The sequence below is a fragment of the Nocardia sp. NPDC057663 genome, assembly GCF_042799895.1.
In the GTDB taxonomy this organism is placed as follows: domain Bacteria; phylum Actinomycetota; class Actinomycetes; order Mycobacteriales; family Mycobacteriaceae; genus Nocardia.
Genome location: NZ_JBHVHX010000026.1, coordinates 50,695 through 71,063 on the forward strand (window position 1 = coordinate 50,695; position 20,369 = coordinate 71,063).

The following is a 20,369-nucleotide window of genomic DNA, read 5'->3' on the forward strand; positions in this document are numbered from 1 at the left end:
GTCGTATAGTTCGGTGCATGGCACGACCACGGCGCAGCGACGACACGCGAGCACTCCTCATCGAGGAGGGCGCGGCCGGCCTGCTGTCCAACGGCTACCACGGCACCGGTATCAAGCAGGTGCTCGACAAGGTCGGTGTGCCGAAAGGGTCGTTCTACAACTACTTCGACAGCAAGGAGAGCTTCGCGCACGCGGTGATCGAGCATCACTCGCTGTGCGTGCAGCGCAACCTGGCCGCGGCGTTCGCCGGCGCCCCCGACGCGCTCACCGGTCTGCGCCGGTTCTTCGGCGCGCTGATCGACGATTTCGTGGCCGCCGACTACACCGGCGGCTGCCTGATCGCCAATCTCGGCGGCGAACTGGAGGGCAGTGAGCTGCTGCGGACGGCGCTGTCGGCCGCGTGGGCGTACTGGCGTGACGGCGTGGCCGGTGCGCTGCGCACCGCGCAGGCCGAGGGCGCGGTGCGCACCGACATCGATGCCGTCGATCTCGCCGATATCCTGCTCGAATCCTGGGAGGGTGCGGTGATCCGGATGAAGATCGACCGCACGGTCGAGCCGCTCGAGAAATGCTTGCGCCGCTTCCTCGACGACTACTTCCGGCCGTGATCGCGCCGCCATCCTGACCTGACCGCCGACCTGGTCGGCCCAGGCCTCTTCGGTCGCCCATTCATAGACGACCGGTCGTATATCAACCCGAAAGGACCAGTCCATGTCGACACCCAAGACGGTCATCGTGACCGGCGCGTCCAGTGGAATCGGGCGCGACATCGCCCGCGCCTTCGTCGCCCGCGGTGACGCGGTCGTCCTCGGCGGGCGCGACGCGGACAAGCTCGCCGCCGTCGCCGCCGAGCTGGCCGCCCCGGACCGGGTGGCCACGGTGGTCGGCGATATCGGCTCGCCCGCAACGGGATCGGCGTACGTGCGGGCCGCGCTGGACCGGTTCGGCCGCGTCGACGCGCTGGTCAACAGCGCGGGTGTGTTCGGTGCGACCCCGTTCGTGGACGTCACCGAGGCCGAGCTCGACCGCTATCTCGGCGGCAACCTCAAGGGCACCTACTTCACGACCCAGGCCGTGGTGCGACAGCTGCTCGCGCAGGGCGATGGCGGCAGCATCGTGAACATCGGCACCGTGCTCATCGACCACGCCATGACCGGCTTGCCCGCGTCGGCGGCGCTGATCAGCAAGGGCGGCGTGCACGCGCTCACCACCAGCCTGGCCGCCGAACTCGCGCCGGCCCGGATCCGGGTGAACGCGGTCGCTCCCGGCATCATCCGCACCCCGCTGTTCGGTGCCGGCGACGTGCGCGCGGCCGCGAGCGCGGCACTGCTCGGCCGGATCGGCGAGGTCGCCGACACCACCGCGGCCGTGCTGTATCTGGCCGACGCCGAATTCGTCACCGGCCACATCCTCCCCGTCGACGGCGGGTTCATTGCAGGTAGAGCGGCGTAGAAAGGAAACCAGCCATGCCGTATGTGAATATCAAGGTCACCGATGAAGGGGTCACCCCGGAGCAGAAGGGGCAGTTGATCAAGGGCGTCACCGATGTGCTCTTCGACGTCCTCGGCAAGGCGCCCGACAGCACCTACGTCGTGATCGACGAAGTGCCGCTGACGGATTGGGGTGTGGGCGGGGTCAACGTCGCCGAGTATCGCGCGCAACGCGCGGCGCAAAGCTGACACCTTTCCGGCGAGCCGGGTGCGGGTCCCCCCGCGCCCGGCTCACCGGCGTTCAGGCGGGTCCGTCGAACGGCACCGAGGCGTCGAGTGCGAACCAGCCCATGGGGATTCGTTTCCCCCGCGTGGAGAAGTAGCTCGGGCCCAGCCACAGATCCGGTTCGACCTCGCGCAGTTCGTCGTAGATCCGGCGGGCCGGTCGCCGCGATCCCACCCGCGGGTCGTCGTAGTCGAACAGCACCGCGGGCCGCCCGTCGATCACGGAATCGCCCACCGTCGCCACGAAATTCAGCGCGCGCATGCCGCCCAGCAGGCGAAAGACATTGTGGCCGACAGCGACGCCGCCGTCCACGTGACGAAACGACTTCGCCACCCAGAAGTACGACGGCCGCGCCATCACCGGAGCGAGCACCCGCTCGCCGGATCCGGGAAACGACCGCATCGTCACGTCACCGTCGAGCCGCGCGAAGTCGGCCGCTGTCACGTCGGGCGCCGCGGCGAACAACGCGCGGAACGCGGCGATGCCCGCCTCGGACAGCGCGTCCAGGCGGGGTCGGTGGCCGGACGGAGAGCGGACCGGCATCAAACCGTCGGCGGACAACGGTGTCGGCGTCATGGGTGGACTCGATTCTCCTCGAAGCTGCGCACCTCGCATAGTGCCAACATTCGGTGCCCCGCGGCACCGGAATCGAGAGCCCGATGGTCATCGGCCGCCGGAAACGACGAAGGCGGTGACCCGGGAATCCGGATCACCGCCGTCGGTGTCTGTCGCTCGACCGAGCTCAGCCGCGCAGGGCGTACGGCTCGATCGCGCCGCGCTCGAGGGCGCGGGCGTCGATGGTCTCGGCGCGGTAGGGGAGCAGGGCCAGGCGATCGGCCATGCCGCGCACCGGGTCCTCGATCTTCTCGTTCAGGCCGAACAGGAAGGTCCACTCGTGCTCGTCGCTGCCGTAGGGGACCACGGTGGCGAACTGCTCGTGGAAACGGCCCCACGAACGCTTGAGGGTCTCGTTGCGCCACATGGTCGCGCAACCGGCCTGGGCCGACAGCACGCCGCCGGGGGCCAGCAGTGCCTTACATCGGGACAGGAACTCCGACTCGTAGAGGCGGTTGTGCTGGGCGTCCTCGACGCGCTCGTCCGGCAGATCGATGACGATCACGTCGTAGCGGGTGCCCGCCTCCTGCGACTTCGCCAGGAAGTCCCAGCCGTCGGCGTAGTGCACGTGCACCGGGCCCTCACCCTGCACCGCGGCGGTGAGCTCGGCGGTGGTGTAGCCGTAGGGCAGGTGCTGTGCGCACAACTCCACCTCGAGCTGGTCGATGTCGACGTGGTCGACGTGGGTCGCCCCGGCCGCCACCGACATCTGCGAGGCGACACCCTCGCCGGAACCGATGATCAGCACCCGATCGAGCTTCTCCGCGAGCACGAACGCCGGGACCATCATGGCCTCGTGGTAGGTGACCTGGGAGAACTCGGTGGACTGGCGATCGTCGTCGGAGAACAGGGAGATGCCCTGATCGGTCCGCGCGATCACCATGTGCTGGAACGGGGTGTTCGTGTCCACGATCACCTCGTGCAGATCCCAGATCCGGGTCAGGCCGTCGCCCACCGGTTCGTAGATCTTCTCGGCACCGTGGCCGCGCTGGACGACCTGCATCCGAACGTTCTCGGGAGACAACTTGTCTCGCAGAAGTTCCACAGCCTTCGTGGCGCCCGCACCGATGCTGCCGCAGGTGAAGACGTCGACGAAGATGTCGCCGGACTCCGGATAAGTGTGAATCGAGGCGTGGGACTCCGACAACAGGGCGAGGACGGTCACCCCCTGCGGATCGAACTTTTTGTGAACGACATCGCAGATGGTGACGCCCGCCGCAATCAGAGACTCACGCAACGCCGATTCGAGTCGTTCGAGATCGTCACACAGGTCTGTGTCGACACCACCGAACTCGGCCAGCACGTGCCAGCCGGTGAATTCCGCCGTCATGGGCAAACTCACTCTCGCTCAGCGCCCGAGACATGAACGGTCAAGGGCGGAAAACCATTGAAGGACACCGACGAATAACTCGCGGTATAGGCGCCGGTGTCGAGGATCTGGATCTGATCACCGGCTCGCAACGTGGTCGGCAGAAGGACCTTCGTGCGTTGATACAGTACATCGTCGCCGTCGCAGGTCGGACCCGCGACCACCGCCTCGCCCACCGGATCGCCGTCGCGATCGGTGACGAAACGGTAGGCGATGTACTCGTTCTCCGTCTCGGCCATACCGTTGTACCGGCCGACGTCGAGATACACCCAGCGCCGGCCATCCGGCGCGAAACGCACGCCGACGACCTCGGCGTGAATGGTGCCCGCGTTGCCCACCAGCGCTCGGCCGGGTTCGACGACCAGGCCGGTGGATTCGGGCAGGAACTCCGCGGCCGCGCCGGTCATGGCGGCGGCGATCGCGTCGAGTTCGGGGGCCGCGTCGGCGTAGGAGATCGGCAGACCGCCGCCCACGTTGACCGCGGTGACGTGAATGTCCTTGTCCGCCAGCGCCGTCACGATCTCACCGGCCTGCCGGATACCGATCCGCCAGGCGGCGGGGTCCAGCTGCTGGGAGCCGACGTGGAAGTACGGGCCGCCCACCACCAGGCCCAGATCGCGGGCGCGTACCAGCAGCCGCAGCGCCTCGGCCGGCGCGCAGCCGAACTTGGTGCCGAAGGGGGTGCGCGACTCCGGCGCCGAGGACAGGAACCGGCACTCGACCTCGGCACCGGGGGCGTGCTCGGCGATGCGCAGCAGGTCGTCTTCGGTGTCGAAGGCGTAGCGGCGCACGCCGAGGGCGAAGGCGCGCGCGATGTGGGCGCTCTTCTTGATGGGATTGCCGTAGCAGAGCTTGCCCGGGTCGATGCCGAGGCGCACGGCCTGGTCGATCTCGCCGATGCTGGCGACGTCGAACTCCGCGCCCTCGGCGTCGAGCAGCGTCAGCAACTCGTCGACCGGTGCCGCCTTCACCGCGTACCTGATCCGGGTGCCCTGGGTGCGCCGCGCCGACACGGCGGCTGCGAGAGCTCGGTAATTGGCACGTACCCGATCGGGGTAGATGACAAGGTACGGGGATTCGGGCATAGTTGAACTTTCGGTCGGCGGCCGGGAGAGACTATCAGCGGCGCCTACCCAACAACGAATCCGTCAAACATTCGTCATTTTCCGTGATAGCGAACGGGTATGGTTCAGCCCGCCGCTACCGTGACCTCGTCGAACACCACCTCGCCCGCGGCGTCGGACTCCTCCAGATCGACGATGGCGCTCAGCGCCCAGCCGTGGTCGCCCGCGGGGTCGTCGAGCACCTGGCGCACATGCCAGAAGCCGGGTCGCTGCTCCACCTGGAACAGCTGCGGGCCGCGTGCGTCGGGGCCGGTGCCGATCGAGGCGTACTCCTCGAAGTAGGGCGCGAAGTCCTGCGCCCAGTCGGGGCCGGGGCTGAGTTCGTCCAGGTCGTACCAGCGTTGCCGGGCGGCCAGCTCGACCCGGCGGAACATGGCGTTGCGCACCATCACCCGGAAGGCGCGTTCGTTGGCCGAGATCGGGCGCACCGACTCCGCCCCGAACGCGATCTGCTCGGCGTCGTTCTCCGCGCCGGGGTTGGTGAGCTGCTCCCATTCGTCGAGCAGGCTCGAATCCACCTGGCGGATCAGCTCGCCGAGCCATTCGGTGAGGTCGTCGAGCTCCTCGGTACGGGCCGCGTCGGGCACCGTGCGGCGCAGCGCCCGGTAGGCGTCGGCGAGGTAGCGCAGCACCACGCCCTCCGAGCGGGCGAGTTCGTAGAACGAGATCAGTTCGGCGAAGGTCATCGCGCGCTCGATCATGTCGCGTACCACCGACTTCGGCGACGGCGCGAACTCCGAGACCCACGGATGCCCGGCCCGGTAGGTCTCGAACGCGGGGTCGATCAGCTCGGCCAGTGGCTTGGGCCAGGTGACCTCTTCCAGGAGCTCCATCCGCTCCTCGTATTCGATGCCGTCGGCCTTCATCTCGGCGACCGCGGCGCCGCGGGCCTTGTGCTGCTGGGCCATCAGCAGCTGGCGCGGGTCCTCCAGGGTCGCCTCGATCAGCGAGACGACATCCAGCGTGTAGGAGGGGCTCTCGCGCTCGAGCAGCTCGAAGGCGGCCAGCGCGAACGGCGACAGCGGCTGGTCGAGGGCGAAATCACGTTGCAGGTCGACGGTGAGCCGGGCCATCCGGCCCTTGGCGTCGGGTTCGGGGAGTTGCTGCACCACACCGGCATCGCGCAGGGCGCGGTAGAGCCGGATCGCGCGCAGGATGTGCTTGCGCTGGGCGGCGCGCGGCTCGTGGTTGTCCTCGAGCAGGTGCCGCATGGCGGCGAAACAGTTGCCGGGCCGGGCGATCACGTTGAGCAGCATGGCGTTGGTCACCGCGAAGCGCGACACCATCGGCTCGGGCTGGGCGGGGACCAGACGGTCGAAGGTCTCCTCGCTCCAGGACACGAAACCCTCGGGCGGCTTGCGGCGCTGCACTTTTCGCTGCTTCTTCGGGTCGTCGCCCGCCTTGGCGATCAGGCGCGCGTTCTCCACCTCGTGCTCGGGCGCCTGCACGACCACGGTGCCCATGGTGTCGTAGCCCGCTCGGCCCGCACGTCCGGCGATCTGGTGGAACTCACGCGCCTTGAGCCTGCGGGTGCGCACACCGTCGAACTTGGTGAGCCCGGTCAGCAGCACCGTGCGGATCGGCACGTTGATGCCGACGCCGAGCGTGTCTGTGCCGCACACCACCTTGAGCAGCCCGTCCTGGGCGAGTTTCTCCACCAGCCTGCGGTATTTGGGCAGCATGCCCGCGTGGTGCACGCCGATGCCGTGCCGGATCAGACGCGAGAGGGTCTTGCCGAAGCCCGCGGCGAAGCGGAACTCGCCGAGGGCGGCGGCGATCGCGTCCTTCTCGGCGCGGGTGGCGAAATTCACGCTGGTCAGTGCCTGCGCGCGCTCCAGCGCGGCGGCCTGGGTGAAATGCACGACATACACCGGCGCCTGGTTGGTGGTCACCAGCTCTTCGATGGTCTCGGTGATGGGGGTGCGCACGTACGAGAACATCAGCGGGACAGGGCGTTCGGTGCCCGCGACCACCGCGGTCGAGCGGCCGGTGCGGCGTTCGAGATCGGTCGCGAAGAAATCGACCTCGCCCAGCGTCGCCGACATCAGCAGGAACTGCGCACGCGGCAGTTCGACGATCGGCACCTGCCAGGCCCAGCCGCGATCGGGGTCGGCGTAGAAGTGGAACTCGTCCATGACGACCTGGCCGACCTCGGCGGCCGCGCCCTCGCGCAGCGCCAGATTCGCCAGGATCTCCGCGGTCGCGCAGATGATCGGGGCGTCGGCGTTGACCGCGGCGTCGCCGGTGACCATGCCGACGTTCTCGGCGCCGAACACCTCGCACAGCGCGAAGAACTTCTCGCTCACCAGCGCCTTGATGGGCGCGGTGTAGTAGCTGCGCTGCCCGTTGGCCATCGCGAACAGGTGTGCCCCGACCGCGACGAGAGACTTGCCGGAGCCGGTCGGGGTGGCCAGGATGACGTTGGACCCCGAGGCCAGCTCCATCAGCGCCTCGTCCTGCGCCGGATACAGGGGGGTGCCCTGCTCGGCGGCCCACGCCGCGAACGACTCGTAGAGCGCGTCGGCGTCGGTCCCGGGTATTTCGAGCAGGTCGGTCAGATCCACTCCGACCACCCTAGTGGGCGCAGCGGGCGCAGCCCTCGTCAGACCTGCGCGGGTCAGGCCTTGTCGTCGCCGGAGGTGTCGTCGTAGCCGCCCTGTTCGGCCAGGAAGCGCTCGAACTCCGCGCCGAGCTCCTCACCGCTGGGCAGTTCGCCGTCGCCGGCCAGCAGGCTGGACTGGCGTTCCTGGGCGGTGACGAAACTGTCGTACTGGCGTTCCAGCGCCGTGACGACCGTCTCGACCTCCTCGTTGCCCGCGATGTGCTCGGCGACCTGCTCGCGCACACGCGCCGCGGCCTCGCCCAGCGCCGCCAGCGGCAGTTCCAGGCCCGCGTTGTCGGCCACGTTCTCCAGCAGGGTCTGCGCGGCCTCGGGGTAGTCGGTCTGGGCCAGGTAGTGCGGCACGTGCACGGAGAACCCGAGCGACTCGTGCCCGTGCTGGGCCATCCGGAACTCGAGCAGCGAGGACGCGCTGCCCGGCACCTGCAGCTCACCCGGCCAGCGCTGGTGCTCGCCGATCAGCGAGCGGTCCGAGGAATGCGCGGTCACGCCCAGCGGGCGGGTGTGCGGGATCGCCATCGGGATCGCGGACAGGCCGATCGTGCGCCGCACCCCGAGCTGTTCGGCCAGCAGCCGCACCGCGGTGGTGAACTTCTCCCAGCGCAGGTCCGGTTCCAAGCCTGCCAGCAGCAGGAACGGGGTGCCCGCGGTGTCGCGCAGGGCCCACAGGTTCAGCTCGGGCTCGGCGTATTCGGAGAAATGATCGGTCTTGAACGTCATCAGCGGACGGCGCGAGCGGTAGTCGAGCAGCTCGTCCACGTCGAAGGAGGCGACGAGCTCGGATTCGAGACTCTCGCGCAGATGGGTGGTCGCCAGGCGCACGGCATGACCGGCGTCGGTGAAACCCTCGAGGCCGTGCACCAGCACGGGGCCCGCGCCGTCGTCCGACGACAGCTGCGGTGCCGGGAACTCCAGCTCGTACATGTGCGACTGATCATCCATCGCGTACTCCTTCCTGCGCGGTCCACCAACGCTCGCGGCGGGGGAGGCGTTCTCCATTGTCCCCCACGCGAGCAGACGCATCGCACACGGCCGGAGGACGGCTCGTCCTGCTGCACAACAGCCGCCGCGGCCTCGACATTCCCGCGCGGCGTGGCGCCAGGTCTCGGATCGGCCCGGTGGGGCACAGTGGATGGTGTGAACGTGGCCGAAACGACACCGACCGGTACGGGCGCCGCGGGGCGCTCCCGGACGCGGCGCCGGGTGCTCGCCTGCGCGGCGGCGGTCTCGGTCGCGGCGCTGGCCGGGTGCGGGCAGAGCATCAGCGGGACGCCGGTCGCCCAGAGCGCGATGGCGGTGCGGCACGTCGACGGCGCGCTGGCCGATCTGCTGCCCGGTCCGCAGCAGTTCCCGGCCCGGTATCCGGCGGTGGTGCTGCCACCCCAGGTGGCGGCCGCGGCCGCCGGGGATCTCGACGGGGTCGGGGCGGGCGCCACCGTCAGCCCGGCCGACTGCACCCCGCCCGAGCCCGAGGCGGGCGCCGAACCGGCGGCCGTCGTGGTCGGTTCCGACGACGCGAGCCGCGCGACGCTGACCGTCGAGCTGTCCAGGACCGCCGAACAGTTCGCGCGGCTGCGCGACCGGCTCGGCGAGTGCGAGCAGATCCGTGTCGGCCGGGCCGGTGCGGAGTCGACCGTCACGACCGTGCTCGGCAAGACCGTCCCGGTGGGCGCCGAGGATGCGGTGTCGTTGCGGCGCACCGTGGTTCCCGATGTCGGTGGGGCCGGGCTGACACAGACGATGCAGACCTCGATCGGGCAGATCGGTGACGTGCGGATCACGGTGACGTCGATGACCTTCGGCGCCGGGCAGCCCGACGGCGCCGCTGTCGAGGAGATGTTCGCGACCGCCGTGCGCGGCGTGCGCGGCAGCTGAGGGCGCTTACCACGCGGCGGTGACAGATTCGTCGCGGCGGCGAGGCCGGGACCGGGATCGCTCCACAGCCGCGGCACCGTCAACAGGGCAGCAGAAAGCCCAGGTCGCGGGTCTGGGGTCGGTGTCGGCGGCGGGCACGGTGGGAGCCATGACACCGTCGACGAACTCCACCCGCCGCGCCAAGCGCACCGGTCCCTTCCCCCGGGCGCTCACCTGCGCCGAATCGACCCCCGCCTACCCCGCCGGTCTGCCACAGCCGCCCTTGCGGGTGCAGGACCCCGGCGAGCTGATCGCCGCGCTGCCCGCGATGCTCGGCTTCGTTCCCGAACGCTCGCTTGTCGTCGCCGTCCTGCACGGATCGGGACGCGGCGGCACCGCCGCGATCGAAGCGGTCGTGCGCTTCGATCTGGACGGGGTCTGCGATCCGCGGCGCATCGACCAGTTCACCGCGTGCGTGGGGTCGATCTGTGTGCGCGAACAGGCGACCGGGATCCTGGCGATCTTCGTCGACGACCGTGCGGAATCCGGGGTGACAGGGGCGCTGCGCGACGCGGCGCTGCTCGATGCGCTCGGCGCGGCGGGAATCGCGGTACGCGGGGCCTGGTCGGTGCCCGCGATCGTGGCGGGCGCACGGTGTCGTAGCCTGTTCGACCGGGCCGCCGGAGGTGTCGTCGGTGACCCGGCGGCCTCGCTGGTCGCGCTGTCGCACGTGCTCGACGGCAGGCAGATCCGCCGTTCACGCGGCGAACTGACGGCTCTGGTCGTGCCCGACCGGCAACTGTGCGCGCAGGTCCTGACCTGGCTCGGCCCCGCGGTGGCACGGCACCGCGGCGAGCTGTCCGCCGCGGTGCGAGCAGGGAACGGCGTGGCGTTTCAGCGCCGTTCCCTGGAATGGGTGCTGTGGCAGATCGCCGACACCGCGTCCGGTGCGCCGCGGGCCGACCGTGAACTCGCGCGACTGGCCGCGACGCTGCGCGACCGGCCGATCCGCGACGCGATGTACGGCCTGGCGCTGGGTGATCACGCCGAGGCGGCCGAGCAGTTGTGGGCCCAGCTCGCGCGGGCGACACCCGGCACCGACCGCGCCGAAGCCGCGGCGCTGCTGGGATTCAGCGCCTACGTGCGCGGCGACGGGCCGTTCGCCGGTGTCGCCCTCACCGCCGCGGTGGAAGCCGACGCCACCCACCCGATGGCGGTACTGCTGGAAACCTCGCTACAGAGTGGCCTGCGCCCGGAGCGGCTGCGCAAACTCGCCCACTGCGGTCAGCAGATCGCCGCGGACCTCGGGGTCGATATCGGCCCGATCGACCTGTGACGCAACCGGTTCCGCCGCCGGATCAGCGTGCGCTGTGCGCCTTGTCGCCGAGCGAACGCAGGAAGTCCCAGGCGTCGGTGACGATTTCGTCGAGATCGTTGTGCTCGGGCTGCCAGCCCAGCTCGGCGATCGCGCGGTCGCTCGAGGCGATGAGTACCGCCGGATCGCCTGCCCGGCGCGGCGCGTCGATCGCCTCGATCGGCAGGCCGGTCACCCGCTCGCACGCCGAGATCACCTCGCGCACCGAGAAACCCGTGCCCGAACCGAGATTGAGGATCCGGTGGCTGCCCGGCTGCGCCGAGGACAGCGCGAGCAGATGCGCCTGCGCCAGATCGCGGATGTGGATGTAGTCACGCACACACGTACCGTCCGGCGTCGGCCAGTCGGTGCCGTACACGGAGATGGCCTTGCGGTGGCCCAGCGCCACCTGCAACACGAGGGGGATCAGATGTGTTTCCACGACCCGGTTCTCGCCGAGACCGCCGTAGGCGCCCGCCACGTTGAAGTAGCGCAGGCTCGTCGCGGCCAGGCCGTGCGCCACCGCGTAGGAGGTGATGGCGTGATCGATGGCCAGTTTGCTCGCGCCGTAGGGATTGGTGGGGCGAGTGGGCGAGTCCTCGGTGATCGGCACCTGCTCGGGCTCGCCGTACACCGCGGCGGTGGAGGAGAACACCAGTCGCGGCGTCGCGGTCTCGCGGATCGCCTCGAGCAGCGTGAGGGTCTTCACCACATTGCCGTGCCAGTACTTCTCCGGCCGCTCCACCGACTCGCCGACCAGCGACTGCGCCGCGAAATGCAGGACACCGTCGAAGGATTCGGCACGCAGCAGCTCCGGCGCCGCGACCGCGATGTCACCGTCGACGAACCGGGCGCCCGCGGGGACACCGTCGGCGTTACCGGTCGAGAGGTCGTCGACGACGACCACCTCATGACCTTCTTCGAGCAGGACGGCGGCACAGACGCCGCCCACGTAGCCGGCGCCGCCGGTGACCAGAAGTTTCACGAATCAGACCAGCCTCACCTGGACGGCATGCGCCATCTCTTCGGACAGTTCGAAACCGGTGTGCCCCGGCACCGTGATCAGCACCGCACCCGGCTTGGTCTCCACGGTGACACGCGCGTCGGGCACCACACCCGCCTCGCGCAGCCTGCCGATGACCTCCGGGTCGGTCTGGATGTGCTCGGCCAGCCTGCGCACCACCACGGCGTGCAGCGTGCCGTGGGGCAGGTCGGACAGGCGCACGAGCGTCTCCTCGGCGGCGGGGGAATCGCCGAGGCCGAGCTCGTCCAGGCCGGGGATGGGATTGCCGTAGGGCGAGGTGGTCGGATGGTTGAGCACCTCGATCAGGCGCCGCTCCACCTCCTCGCTCATCACGTGCTCCCAGCGGCACGCCTCGGCGTGCACGTTCTCCCAGTCGAGGCCGATGATGTCGACCAGCAACCGCTCGGCGAGCCGGTGCTTGCGCATCACCGCGACCGCCATGGAGCGGCCCTTGTCGGTCAGTTCGAGATGGCGGTCGCCGGCGACCAGCAGCAGGCCGTCGCGTTCCATCCGCGCGACCGTCTGGCTCACCGTCGGACCACTCTGCTCGAGCCGCTCGGCGATCCGCGCCCGCAGCGGCACCACGCCCTCTTCCTCGAGGTCGTAGATGGTACGGAGATACATCTCCGTGGTGTCGACCAGATCCTTCACCTGTTACCCCTTCGTCGGCACGAATTCTACCCACGCGCGAACGCCCGTCCGCCCGCCGGACCGGCGGCCCTATTTCTACTGCATGTCAACGCCACACGGGGTCTGCTGCTTCCGGCTAGCGTGGCGAGCATGGTCACGCCGTCGCGCAGCGCAGAGTCCGGGACCGTCGTGTGGACCGAGCGATTCCTCGGCTACACCTGGACTCCCGAGCATCCGATGAAACCGGCGCGGTTGCAGTTCACCATGTCGCTGGCCGAAAGTCTGGGCGTGCTCGACGGTGTCGAGCCGCTGGCACCCGCCGCGGCGACCCAGGCCGACCTCATGCGGGTGCACAGCAGCTCCTATATCGAGGCGGTGCGCCGGGCCGATGCCGGGCCTGCGACGCCCGAGGACACCGTGTACGGCCTGGGCACCGCCGACAATCCGGTCTTCCCGCACATGCACGAGGCGGCCTCGGTCATCGTGGGCGGCACGCTGGCCGCGGCCAGGGAGATCGCGGCGGGACGCACGCGGCGGGCGGTGAGCATCGGCGGTGGAATGCACCACGCCATGCCGGATTCGGCGGCCGGCTTCTGCATCTACAACGATGCCGCGATCGCGATCTCGTGGCTGCTCGATCACGGGTACGACCGCATCGCCTACCTCGATGTCGACGTCCACCACGGCGACGGTGTGCAACGCGCCTTCTACGCCGACCCGCGGGTCCTCACGATCTCGCTGCACCAGCACCCGGCGACCCTGTGGCCCAATACCGGCTGGCCGACGGAGACCGGGATCGGCGCGGCCGAGGGCACCTCGATCAACCTGCCGCTACTTCCCGGCACCCGGGATGCCCAGTGGCTGCGCGGGTTCCACGCGGTGGTGCCCGGCGCGGTGGCGGCGTTCCGGCCGCAGATCATCGTCAGCCAATGCGGGGTGGACACCCATCGGGAGGACCCGCTGGCCGATCTCGAGCTCACCGTGGACGGCCAGCGCGCGGCCTTCCTGGCCATGCGCGATCTGGCCGACCGCCATGCCGAAGGGCGGTGGCTGGCCGTCGGCGGCGGCGGATACGGCGTGGTGCGGGTGGTGCCGCGCGCCTGGACCCACCTGCTCGCCGCGGCGCTGGACCGGCCGCTGGCGCCGCAGACACCGGTCCCGGACGAGTGGATCGACCAGGTGCGCGCCGCGTCCCCGCGCGTGCAGCCGCCGACGAGCATGGGGGACGGGGGCGATACGGACTACCGGCCGTGGGACGGTCCCGGCGGTACCCCCGAAATCGGCGACGCCGGGCAGATCCGTGCCCAGCGGGCGGTCGACACCGCCATCACAGCCACCCGGCGGGCGAGTTTCGGCCTGCTCGGGCTCGACCCGGAGGATCCCCGTGACTGAGCCATTGCTACCCGACACCCCCGATACGCCGGCGAATCCGCCTGCGCCACCGCAACACTGGTACGCCGACGTGCTCGCGGCCGACGGCGGTGTGGTCCGGGTACGCCCGATCATGCCCGCCGACGCCGCGTCGCTGGCCGTGTTCCACACCGGGCTGTCGGACCGCACCCGCTATCTGCGCTATTTCGGTCCGTACCCGCAGATCTCGCCCAAGGACATGTATCGCACCACCCACGTGGACTATCACGACCGGGTGGGACTGGTCGCGCTGCTCGGCGACGCGATCATCGGCGTGGCCCGCTACGAACTGCTCGACCGGCCCGGCCCGCGCGCGGCCGAGGTGGCCTTCGTCGTCGCCGACGAGCACCAGGGCCGCGGCCTGGGATCGGTGCTGCTCGAACACCTCGCGGGCGCGGCGGCCGAGAACGAGGTGGTCGCGTTCGTCGCGGAGGTGCTCGCCGAGAACGAGGCGATGATCACAGTGTTCCGTGACGCCGGCTACCAGCTGCAGCGCAGTCGCGACGGAGCCGAGGTGCACCTGGAATTCGCCATCGACCCCACCGAAGCGCTGCGCACGGTCCGGGACGCGCGCGAGGCCGCCTCGGAGGCACGCAGTGTCGGCAATCTGCTCGCGCCCGGTTCGGTGGCGGTGATCGGCGCGTCGCCGGAGCGGACCAGGGTCGGCGGCGCGGTGCTGGCGAACCTGCTCGCCGGCGGGTTCCGCGGGCCGGTCTTCCCGGTGAACCCGAACCGGCGGTCGGTGCGGGGTGTCCATGCCTACGCGACCGTTCGCGAGATTCCCGACGAGGTCGACCTGGCGGTCGTCGCGGTGCCGCCCGCGGCGATCGGGTCGGTCCTCGACGACTGCATGGCCAAGGGCGTGAAGGGCCTGGTGGTGCTGACCGCGGGCTTCGGTGAGACCGGTCCGGCCGGTCTGGCCGCCGAACACGACCTGGTCGCCGCGGCCCGCGGCCACGGGATGCGGGTGGTCGGCCCCAGCGCCCTCGGCATCGCCAACACCGACCCCGCGGTCGGCCTCAACGCCACCCTCGCGCCGGTACTGCCCGAGCGGGGCCGGATCGGCTTCTTCTGCCAGTCCGGCCCGCTCGGCGCGGCGATTCTCGGCGAGGCCGCGGCCCGCAACCTGGGCCTGTCGACCTTCGTCTCGGCGGGCAACCGCGCCGATGTCTCCGGCAACGATCTGCTGCAGTTCTGGGACACCGCCGCCGACACCGAGGTGATCCTGCTGTACCTGGAGAGCTTCGGTAACCCGCGAAAGTTCTCCCGGCTGGCCCGGCGGGTGGCGCGGGGCAAGCCGATCGTCGCGGTGAGCAGCGGCAGGCTCGCCGCGGGCGCCGACATGGATCGCACCGTGGTGCGTGATCTGTTCACCCAGGCCGGGATCATCCAGGTCGACTCCATCTCCGAACTGTTCGACTGCGCCGCGCTGCTGGCCTGTCAGCCCCTGCCCCGGGGCCCTCGGGTGGCGGTGGTCGGCAACAGCGCCGCGCTGAACTGGCTCGCCATCGACGCCGCGCACAGCGAGGGCCTGGGCGTGCACCGGCCCGTGACCGCCGTGGACCGCGGGCCGGGCGCCCGGCCGACCGAGCGCGGCCCCGGCGGCACGCCGGTCGACGGGCCGGTGGATCTGGGGCCGGAGGCCACCCCCGCCGACTACCGGGAAGCGGTACTGGCCGCGCTGCGCAGCGACCAGGTCGACGCCGTGATCGTCGTCGTCGCCCCGCCGGTGCCGGTACCCATGGGCGGATTCGCCGACGCGCTGCGCGCCGCCGCGGCGGCCGCACCGGACAAGGACAAGCCGGTGCTGACGACCTTCGTCGCCGAGTCGGGCATTCCGAAGCTCCTGGCGGTCCGCACGACCGGCGGCGCGCCCGCACGCGGCTCGATCCCGTCCTACCCCGACCCGGAACGCGCGGCCAGGGCACTGGCCAGGGTCGAACGGTACGCGCGCTGGCGCGACCGGCCCGTCTCACCGGTGGTCCGGCCACCCGGCATCGACACCGCGGCCGCCGCGGCGCTGGTGGAGGGCTGGCTGGCCGAATCGGGCGGGCGCTGGCTCACCGACGAGGAAGCGGCAAGGCTGCTCGAGTGCTACGGCATCGACGTGGTCGAGTTCCGGGCCGTGCGTGACGCCGAGCAGGCCGTCGCGGCGGCCGAGGAACTCGGGTACCCGGTCGCGGCGAAGGCGACGGGCGAGCTGTGGCGGCGCAGGCCCGATCTGCTCGGGGTGCGACTGGATCTGTGGGCGCCCGATGCCGTGCGCCAGGCCTACACCGACCTGGTGGCGATCTGCGGCGATCCGCTGCTGCACGTGCAGAAGATGGCGACCAAGGGCGTCGGCTGTGTCCTGCGGGTCACCGACGACCCTTCGTTCGGGTCGGTGATCGAGTTCGGCCTCTCGGGCATGATCATCGACCTGCTCGGCGACCGCGCCTACCGGGCACTCCCGCTGACCGCCGAGGAATCCGCCGCACTGATCGACGCGCCGCGCGCCGCGCCGCTGCTGTCCGGCGGCCCGGCGGGTCCCGCGGTCGACAAGGCGGCGCTGGCCGAACTGGCGCAACGTATTTCGGCCCTGTTCGACGACATCCCGCAGATGCGCGAGTTGTCCTGCGACCCGGTGCTCGCCGCGCCCGCGTCGGCGGAGATCATCTACGCCCGCGCCAGGATCGGCCCGGAACCGAGCCGCTTCGACACCGGTCCCCGCCGCCTGGCCTGATCGAACAACGCCGACCGGCTCGCGACCCTGGAGGGGAGAGGTCGCGGACACCGGTCGGCGTTTCGGCAGACGACCCTGAGGGGGCCGTCGAGTAGGGATCAGCTGGCGTAGGCGCGCAGCCGGTCGGCGCGCTCACCCTTGCGCAGCTTGGACATGACCTCGCGCTCGATCTGGCGAACCCGCTCGCGGGACAGGCCGAACAACTTGCCGATCTGGTCGAGGGTGCGCGGCTGGCCGTCGTCGAGACCGAAGCGCAGGCGGATGACCTGCTGTTCGCGCTCGTCGAGGGTGGCGAGGACGCTGCGCACGTCGTGGTGCAGCAGGCCCGCGATGACCGCGCTCTCGGCGGAGGTGGCCTCGGAGTCCTCGATGAAGTCGCCGAGCGGGGCTTCCTCGTCGTTGCCGACAGGCATATCCAGGCTTACCGGGTCGCGGCTGTGGTCGAGCAGGTCGGCGATCTTCTCCACCGGGATGCCCGATTCGTTGGCGAGTTCGGCGTCGGTGGCCTCGCGACCGAGCTGCTGGTGCAGTTCACGCTTGATCCTGGCGAGCTTGTTGACCTGTTCGACCAGGTGCACAGGCAGCCGGATGGTGCGGCTCTGATCGGCCATGCCGCGGGTGATGGCCTGGCGGATCCACCAGGTGGCATAGGTGGAGAACTTGAAGCCCTTGGCGTAATCGAACTTCTCCATCGCGCGGATGAGTCCGAGGTTGCCTTCCTGGATCAGGTCGAGCAACGGCATACCGCGGCCGGTGTAGCGCTTGGCCAGCGAGACGACCAGGCGCAGGTTGGCCTCGAGCAGATGCGAGCGGGCGGACTGCCCTTCACGGACCAGAATCGCCAGATCACGCTTGCGGGTCGCCGATAACCGCTTACCGGTCTCGAGCAGGTGCTGGGCATACAGGCCCGCCTCGATACGCTTGGCCAGTTCGACCTCGTCGGCCGCCGTGAGCAGTGCCGTGCGGCCGATTCCGTTCAGGTACACGCGTACCAGGTCGGCTGCGGGGCTCTGGGCGTCGATATCGGACTCGCTGGGGCGCACACGAGTAGTGGCGGGGCTTGTCATGACTTGCCTCCTGTCGGTGGTGTCTCACTCCGATCAACGGACCCGACTTAGAGAAAGTTCCCGATTCCGTCGGTGATAAACCGCTCTGAGCTGCAGGTTCCCACCCTTACGGCTGAGAAGTTCCTGAGAAGAGCTCCGTGTGCGGAACTCGGTCCCCACCGGCCGTACGGCTCACACGGGCTGCACCAGTCCGTGACGTACCAATCCGGCGACGACGCCGAGGGCCTGGGCGGCGAATTCAGGGGTCACCTGTTCGGCGCCGTCGGCGAGGGCAAGCAGTTCGAGTAGTTCGTACAACGGCAGACCATCCGGTCGCATTCCCGCGACCAGGGCGACCGTCGACTCGTCGACCTCGTGCTGCCAGCGGGGACCGTCGCCGCGATGCAGCCGGGCCACCTCCTCGGTCCAGCCGTGTTCACCGGGCAGATACACCCGTTCCAGCGCGGTCGCCGGGCTCGGCGCGAAACGGGATGTCCAGGCGATGCTTTCGTCGGCGGCGACGCCGCGCAGCCACGCCGACCGCGCGAAATAGGCCGCCGCCTCGTTGCCCAGCGGATCGTCGAAACCGTGCATGAGATCCTCGGCCATCAGTTCGGTCGGGCCGTCGATGGCGTGCAGGTAGACGAACCCGAATCCGATTCCTTCCACGTCGGCGGCGTCGAACGCCGCCAGCCACTGCTCGGCGCGGGCCTGCGCGGCCGGGTCACGGGGGTCAAGGCCCGCGTCGCGCAGCCAGGTGCCGACGTAGAGCGCCGGGTCGGCGACATCGCGCTGCACGACCCAGGCGTCGACGCCGTGCGCGGGCAGCCAGGACGACACCCGCTGCCGCCAGTCCTGGCCCTCGACGTGCACCCAGGCGGCCAGCATGGCCGCGGTGCCGCCGGGTGCGAGCAGCTCGGGCGCCTGCCCGATGACCAGCTCGCTGGCGCCGTCGAGCGCGAGCCCGGAGTCGCGATAGGTGTGCTCGATGCGCGCAGGCCCGACGACGAACGGGGGATTGGCCACGATCTGATCGAAACGGCGGCCCGCCACCGGCTCGAACCAGGACCCTTCGAGCAGTTCGATGTCGAGTTCGTTCAGCGCGGCCGTGGCCTGCGCCAGCCACAGCGCCCGCGCGTTGACGTCGGTGGCGGTGACCCGGCCCGCGTACCCCGCGGCGTGCACGGCCTGCACGCCGCAGCCGGTGCCCAGATCCAGCACCGTGCCCACCGGCACGGTCGGCGTCGCCCGCAGCAGCGACAGCGACGCGTGCCCCACACCGAGCACGTGGTCCTCGGTCAGGGTGCGTCTGCGCATCGAATCGTCGAGGTCGGACAGGATCCAGCGGGTACCCGCGCCGGTGTCGAGCGGGCGCAGATCGAGGGCGGCCCTGAGCTCGTCGCCGTCGCGGGTCAGCAGACCCGCCGCGACGGCATCGTCGATCCGCACCGGTGACAGCGCCGCGGCGACCTCGCGTTCCGGCAGCGCGTCGCCGAGCAGCAGCAGCCGGATCAGCGTGCCCAGCTCACCGGCCGCCCGCGCCGCCCGGCGCACCGGCACCGGCTCCGAACGACCCAGTGCGGCATGCACATCGGGGCCGAGCGCCTCGACCAGCGTGTCGGCGTCGTAGCCGACCCGGATCAGCGCCGTGCGCAGGGCGGGGCACAGCGCGGTGAGCAGGGAACCGGTGGCGGCGGGGTTCGAAGGCACCCGATTACTCTGCCAGGGCCGCGCAGCGGGCGAACGACCCGCTCCGAGCGCGTGTCGCGGCGTGGTGTGAGTACCGGTATGGCGGCACGCGGGGAGGACGGCGCACGGGTGGGAGCGCCGGTACTGCGGCACGCGGGGAGGCGGCGCGGAGGTGATGCGAGCGCCGGGAGGAACGCGGGCGCGTCAGCCGGTGTACGGGTCGCGGCCGGTGACGCAGTAGAGCGCGCCGCCGGGATCGCGCATGACGATCCAGCGCTCGGCCTCGGCGACGCGGTCCGCTCCCAGAGATTCGTGCCAGGCGGCGGTGGCGGCGATGTCGGTGGAGGCCAGATCCACGTGCGCACCGGCCGGACGGGGATCGTCGAGGCGCTGGAGCAACAGCTGCAGTGGCTCGTCGACGCCGCGCAACCAGGAGAATTCGGGGCGGCGCGACGTCTGGTGCGTCCAGCCGGTCAGCGACCGCCAGAAGGCGGTATCGGTCGCGATGCCGGCGGGGGCCAGGTCGAGGCAGATCTGGTTCAGGCGGGTCACGGTGCCATCCGGTGCTGTCGACACGGTGACCGGCCGCGGGGGCGCGTCGTTCTTGACCGGGGTGAAGCAGAATGTCTGTCCGGCAGGGGATTCGAGCACGGTGTAGTCGGGCGCGACCAGGACGATGTGCGCGCCGAGCCCGGTCGCGGTCGCCACCGCGGCGGGGATGTCGTCGACATCGAGATCCAGGTGGATCCCACCGTCGTCACCGACCGCCTGCATCTTGACCCAGGCGGGCCCGGTGGCGGGCAGCAGCGTCACGAACTCGCCGTGCTCGCCGCGGGGCGCGGACACCGTGGAGCCGGTGACCGTCGCCCAGAATCGGACAGACTCGTCGAAACTGCCGGCAGGCCGATCGAGGAACGCCCACATCCAGCGAATCATGTTGCCTCCCTAGCAGCCCGCCACACCACGGGGTTACCGATGACAATCAGGTTATCCAGCTCGTCGGCACTGACGGCCGGATCGGGAATCGGCGCCGACGCCCAGGCCGCGGGTGCGATGGCGCTGCGCGTTCCGCCGTGACCTCGGTGAAGCCGGCCGGCGGCGTGGGTCGATGGCCGAATCCTGAACGGCCCCAGCGCAATCGCTCGTCCGGGAGTCGAGGTCGAGAGACCTCGGCCGGTCCGGTACCGCGCCGACAC

At 70.5% G+C, this 20,369-nt stretch carries 17 protein-coding genes; 7 read left to right on the forward strand and 10 right to left on the reverse strand.

All coding sequences use genetic code 11. The annotated features are described in order from the left end of the window. Positions 1-17 precede the first annotated feature (17 nt). The 3 genes from ACFVAV_RS32260 (at position 18) to ACFVAV_RS32270 (ending at position 1,679) form a co-directional block, all read left to right on the forward strand. Positions 18-608, forward strand: a complete 591-nt coding sequence (locus ACFVAV_RS32260; protein WP_379039366.1) for a TetR family transcriptional regulator C-terminal domain-containing protein — start codon at positions 18-20, stop codon at positions 606-608. A 103-nt stretch (positions 609-711) separates the two neighbouring features. After that, positions 712-1,452, forward strand: a complete 741-nt coding sequence (locus tag ACFVAV_RS32265) for an SDR family NAD(P)-dependent oxidoreductase (protein ID WP_379039367.1) — start codon at positions 712-714, stop codon at positions 1,450-1,452. 14 nt (positions 1,453-1,466) lie between these two features. After that, positions 1,467-1,679 (forward strand): 4-oxalocrotonate tautomerase family protein, encoded by a 213-nt coding sequence (locus tag ACFVAV_RS32270; RefSeq protein ID WP_379039368.1) that lies wholly within the window; start codon positions 1,467-1,469, stop codon positions 1,677-1,679. 52 nt (positions 1,680-1,731) lie between these two features. Here the strand turns inward: ACFVAV_RS32270 and ACFVAV_RS32275 are convergent, their stop codons facing one another. The 5 genes from ACFVAV_RS32275 to ACFVAV_RS32295 all read right to left on the reverse strand — a co-directional run bounded on the left by ACFVAV_RS32275 (position 1,732) and on the right by ACFVAV_RS32295 (position 8,386). Beyond that, positions 1,732-2,292 carry a hypothetical protein gene (locus tag ACFVAV_RS32275; protein WP_379039369.1) on the reverse strand — a complete coding sequence of 187 codons (561 nt, stop codon included), beginning with the start codon at positions 2,290-2,292 and terminating at the stop codon, positions 1,732-1,734. A 166-nt stretch (positions 2,293-2,458) separates the two neighbouring features. Beyond that, a complete protein-coding gene (gene speD / locus ACFVAV_RS32280) occupies positions 2,459-3,661 on the reverse strand; it encodes an adenosylmethionine decarboxylase (RefSeq protein ID WP_379039370.1) in 1,203 nt (400 codons plus the stop codon). A gap of 8 nt (positions 3,662-3,669) precedes the next feature. Further along, positions 3,670-4,785, reverse strand: coding sequence for a type III PLP-dependent enzyme (locus ACFVAV_RS32285; RefSeq protein WP_379039371.1), 1,116 nt, complete (start codon positions 4,783-4,785; stop codon positions 3,670-3,672). A gap of 104 nt (positions 4,786-4,889) precedes the next feature. After that, on the reverse strand, positions 4,890-7,388 hold the full coding sequence (locus ACFVAV_RS32290) for a DEAD/DEAH box helicase (RefSeq protein WP_379039372.1): 2,499 nt from the start codon (positions 7,386-7,388) through the stop codon (positions 4,890-4,892). 53 nt (positions 7,389-7,441) lie between these two features. Next, positions 7,442-8,386 carry a PAC2 family protein gene (locus ACFVAV_RS32295; protein WP_379039373.1) on the reverse strand — a complete coding sequence of 315 codons (945 nt, stop codon included), beginning with the start codon at positions 8,384-8,386 and terminating at the stop codon, positions 7,442-7,444. A 195-nt stretch (positions 8,387-8,581) separates the two neighbouring features. Here ACFVAV_RS32295 and ACFVAV_RS32300 point away from each other — a divergent pair, with 195 nt between their 5' ends. After that, entirely contained in the window at positions 8,582-9,319 is a 738-nt protein-coding gene (locus ACFVAV_RS32300; protein ID WP_379039374.1) for a sensor domain-containing protein, read from the forward strand. A 148-nt stretch (positions 9,320-9,467) separates the two neighbouring features. Continuing rightward, positions 9,468-10,634, forward strand: a complete 1,167-nt coding sequence (locus ACFVAV_RS32305; RefSeq protein WP_379039375.1) for a DUF4192 domain-containing protein — start codon at positions 9,468-9,470, stop codon at positions 10,632-10,634. A 22-nt stretch (positions 10,635-10,656) separates the two neighbouring features. Here ACFVAV_RS32305 and galE read toward each other — a convergent pair whose 3' ends face one another. Both galE and ACFVAV_RS32315 read right to left on the reverse strand, forming a co-directional pair. Next, positions 10,657-11,637 carry a UDP-glucose 4-epimerase GalE gene (gene galE, locus ACFVAV_RS32310; protein ID WP_379039376.1) on the reverse strand — a complete coding sequence of 327 codons (981 nt, stop codon included), beginning with the start codon at positions 11,635-11,637 and terminating at the stop codon, positions 10,657-10,659. A gap of 3 nt (positions 11,638-11,640) precedes the next feature. Then, positions 11,641-12,327, reverse strand: a complete 687-nt coding sequence (locus ACFVAV_RS32315) for an iron dependent repressor, metal binding and dimerization domain protein (protein WP_379039377.1) — start codon at positions 12,325-12,327, stop codon at positions 11,641-11,643. A gap of 129 nt (positions 12,328-12,456) precedes the next feature. On the opposite strand from ACFVAV_RS32315, the gene ACFVAV_RS32320 reads away from it, so the two are divergent. Next, positions 12,457-13,698, forward strand: a complete 1,242-nt coding sequence (locus tag ACFVAV_RS32320; protein ID WP_379039378.1) for an acetoin utilization protein AcuC — start codon at positions 12,457-12,459, stop codon at positions 13,696-13,698. Further along, a complete protein-coding gene (locus ACFVAV_RS32325) occupies positions 13,691-16,438 on the forward strand; it encodes a GNAT family N-acetyltransferase (protein WP_379039379.1) in 2,748 nt (915 codons plus the stop codon). Before ACFVAV_RS32320 ends, ACFVAV_RS32325 begins: the two co-directional genes overlap by 8 nt. A gap of 98 nt (positions 16,439-16,536) precedes the next feature. Here ACFVAV_RS32325 and ACFVAV_RS32330 read toward each other — a convergent pair whose 3' ends face one another. The 3 genes from ACFVAV_RS32330 to ACFVAV_RS32340 all read right to left on the reverse strand — a co-directional run bounded on the left by ACFVAV_RS32330 (position 16,537) and on the right by ACFVAV_RS32340 (position 20,109). Beyond that, on the reverse strand, positions 16,537-17,505 hold the full coding sequence (locus ACFVAV_RS32330; protein ID WP_189024020.1) for a sigma-70 family RNA polymerase sigma factor: 969 nt from the start codon (positions 17,503-17,505) through the stop codon (positions 16,537-16,539). Between the two features lie 171 nt (positions 17,506-17,676). Next, positions 17,677-19,194, reverse strand: a complete 1,518-nt coding sequence (locus ACFVAV_RS32335; RefSeq protein WP_379039380.1) for a methyltransferase — start codon at positions 19,192-19,194, stop codon at positions 17,677-17,679. Positions 19,195-19,377: 183 nt separating this feature from the next. After that, positions 19,378-20,109: a VOC family protein gene (locus tag ACFVAV_RS32340; protein ID WP_379039381.1), complete on the reverse strand. Its 732-nt coding sequence runs from the start codon at positions 20,107-20,109 to the stop codon at positions 19,378-19,380. Positions 20,110-20,369 lie beyond the last annotated feature (260 nt).